At 39.3% G+C, this 2,806-nt stretch carries 3 protein-coding genes and 1 pseudogene; all 4 read right to left on the bottom strand.

The window, feature by feature from the left end; genetic code table 11:
- Nucleotides 1-124: 124 nt before the first annotated feature.
- A complete protein-coding gene (locus tag AB6C75_RS22390) occupies nucleotides 125-349 on the bottom strand; it encodes a hypothetical protein (RefSeq protein WP_372109319.1) in 225 nt (74 codons plus the stop codon).
- 300 nt (nucleotides 350-649) lie between these two features.
- Nucleotides 650-1,780, bottom strand: coding sequence for a zonular occludens toxin domain-containing protein (locus tag AB6C75_RS22385; protein WP_372109317.1), 1,131 nt, complete (start codon nucleotides 1,778-1,780; stop codon nucleotides 650-652).
- Nucleotides 1,777-2,091, bottom strand: coding sequence for a DUF2523 family protein (locus tag AB6C75_RS22380; RefSeq protein WP_372109315.1), 315 nt, complete (start codon nucleotides 2,089-2,091; stop codon nucleotides 1,777-1,779). The genes AB6C75_RS22385 and AB6C75_RS22380 overlap by 4 nt, the downstream gene beginning before the upstream one ends.
- A 1-nt stretch (nucleotide 2,092) precedes the next feature.
- Nucleotides 2,093-2,806, bottom strand: a pseudogene (locus AB6C75_RS22375) (hypothetical protein); the annotation flags it as partial.

Raw genomic sequence — 2,806 nt, 5'->3', positions numbered from 1 at the left:
ATAATACGCACTGTTAGCTTTTAGAAAGCCAAACAATACAAACTTCGTTTGTTGCTCCTTTATGCTCTACAAGCAAGCTTATAGCAGCAGAAAGCGAGCTTAACCATAAAACCATAATACGCACTTAGCGAGAAATCTTAGCCCTAGCTCTACGTGCGACAACATCATCATAAGTTTTTTCAGATTGAGACTTTTTCAAAAATGCCCCAAGCCTACGAACGGATTTAAGAGCAAGCCACGCCAAAGCGTCATAAAAAAACAACGCACCTAGAACACCAATAAAACCATAGATAGCAAAAGACTCAGCAATCGCTTGTACCTGTTCAGCCGTCAACACTACATTTTGCATTTAAAGAACCTCTTTGATTTTTGTAACAGCAATCAAAATGACGCTGTTAGAACAACAGTAAAACTACAACCACCAATTCACACTCAACAAAGCCTGCCCAAGTTTTAAGAGCGCTTAGCAAGATGAGGGGTTTTCGTTTGTCTCCCTAACACTGCTACGCTTCGCTGCTTATCGCTCATCAAGCTGAATCGACCCCTTAACTTGATCATGTTCGCTTATCCCTGCGGGGCTTGGTTCTGCAAAATCTATCAATCAAATAAAAATAACGACCATTACGGGTAATAACTTGAACACTCATAACTAAACCTCGATTGGTAAAACATCGCCTAAAACGTCCACCTTTTCTTTTTGGGGAATCTCACCGCATGTGATTATGCGGTCTGAACCATCCCACGAAAGCTTATAAACGCAATCAGACAACACGGTAAACTGATAACCAATCTCTTCAAGTGCCACATGGTCAAAGCTAAAAAGCTTTTGGTTCTTGTCGTAAACATCGATGTAGATGCGATAAAAAGATAAATCTCTATCAATTGAAATATCATCAGAATATCGGTGATAAGCAATCTGCTTTGAATAACCAGTTACGAAAAACTTAAAAGACTCTAATGGGCCAAAGCCACTAGAATCTTTTTTTGGTTCTTCCTCTGGTGAACCTTCAGGAACTACAGCATCAGAGACGGATGTTTGCGGAGCAGCTGGGTTTTGTGTGACTTCACTATCTTTTGGTGAAAACGCATAAACAGAAAGAAACAAGCCAAAACTTAAAAGTATGACCGAACCGATAACAGGCCAACGCTTCCAAAGTGGAACAATATCGGCCGCCATAGCCTCAGTGACACTGCTATTAGATGCGGTATGACTCTTATAGAATGGAAAGTAAGCCGACTCATATTTGCGAATGCTAGTATTAACAACATCCCCACTCGCACCGGAGCGAACTTTTCTAGTATATGTACTGTTAGAACCTAAAGCCGTATTCTTAGCACAGTAATAAGTCACCTCAATCATGTCTTTAATATCGCGGTGAATCTTTCTCAAGTTTTGAGTAACGAGGACAATATCAACACCATAATGACGATGTAGAGAATACCACTCAAGAATCTCAGTGTTCAGATTCTTGTTGGGTAATGTCATGTGCGCCTCATCAACAACAAATAACGGCCCCTGTCCTTTGTCATTCTTCCAGTCATCATTGTAATCAGCAACTTTACTAAACGGCCTTTCCATAGAGCCAAAATCATTTAGCTTACCGTCAACAACAACAATTAAATCGCGCACTTCATTGCCAAGAACCGCAGCAAAGTGATCAACTTGCAAAGGTAAATTTGTTATGACCTTGCGACCCTCTTTAAGTGCAGGAAGAACCTGGAAAGCTACCGCTTCATAACTTTTTCCGCCACCTGGACGGCCTACAATTCCGTAAATCATGAGCCTAACCTAGTAAATGGAATTAATTGGAGTAAAAGACGAGTAAGAAGCGAAGCTAATATTATCGTCAAACCTTGAGGAACACCGATAGCAGAAAGAACCCAAGACACCTGCGGAGGTATGGCAGTTAAATATTGAGAAATATCCATAGGTTGAAAAAAGGAAAAAGCATAAGAAAGAAGATTATCGACAACAGAAAACATTCCATCAACAAACCACAATAAAACATCTTTTATCATTTCAACCAGAGAAAGAATTAAACGATACAAGAAATCTAAAAGCTTATTAAATAAATCTACAATCCAACTCATGTTAACCTCCAAAGATATTTTTACGAGCAGTCGCTATAGCTGTAAAAATAAGACAAAAACGAACAAAACCAAATATCCAATCTAAGTTTATATAATCCTCAATATTAAAGTTACCAAAATCCAGAATGGGTATTACAAACTTAGGGCGACTAGAATTAGATAAATCAAGCTTGGAGAACGTATCAACGAACTCATCAAGAGTGTTCCCTTTAATAGATTTTATATGGTCACCAACAACACCAGATATACCCTCTGGATAATTAGAATCATAAAAACCCTTACATGTGGATGATTTAATACAAGTACCGTTAGACCCCGCCCCGCTAGTATCAACATTAGCAAAATCATTTAAAGTATCTTCAATGCCATCAAGAGAACCTTTAACCCCATCAACAGAACCTTTTAAATCCCCCAATGAATTACCAATATCAGAGAAACCTTTTTTTAAATCATTAGAGATTTTATCGCCGTTAGAATTAACAGCCGCAGTATTATCAGATAAACCTGTTTTTATACCAGAACCGTTATTATTAATGTCAGTGCTAAGATCATCTAAATTATTAACTACGTCCCTGTGCATGTTTTTAACAGCAGCAGCAACATTTGAACCATCACCGCCTGAGCCTGAACCACCACCAGAGCCTGAACCGTCACCACCTAAACCTGAACCGTCACCGCCTGAACCTGAACCACCGCCTGAGCCTGAACCACCGCC

This window comes from Vibrio sp. 10N.237.312.B06, from assembly GCF_041464685.1.
GTDB lineage: Bacteria > Pseudomonadota > Gammaproteobacteria > Enterobacterales > Vibrionaceae > Vibrio > Vibrio tasmaniensis_A.
This window is presented reverse-complemented; position numbering and strand designations above follow the sequence as displayed.

Coding starts and splice junctions, on each gene's coding strand:
- AB6C75_RS22390 (WP_372109319.1), bottom strand. CDS start 349: ATGCAAAATGTAGTGTTGACGGCTGAACAGGTACAAGCGATTGCTGAG.
- AB6C75_RS22385 (WP_372109317.1), bottom strand. CDS start 1,780: ATGATTTACGGAATTGTAGGCCGTCCAGGTGGCGGAAAAAGTTATGAA.
- AB6C75_RS22380 (WP_372109315.1), bottom strand. CDS start 2,091: ATGAGTTGGATTGTAGATTTATTTAATAAGCTTTTAGATTTCTTGTAT.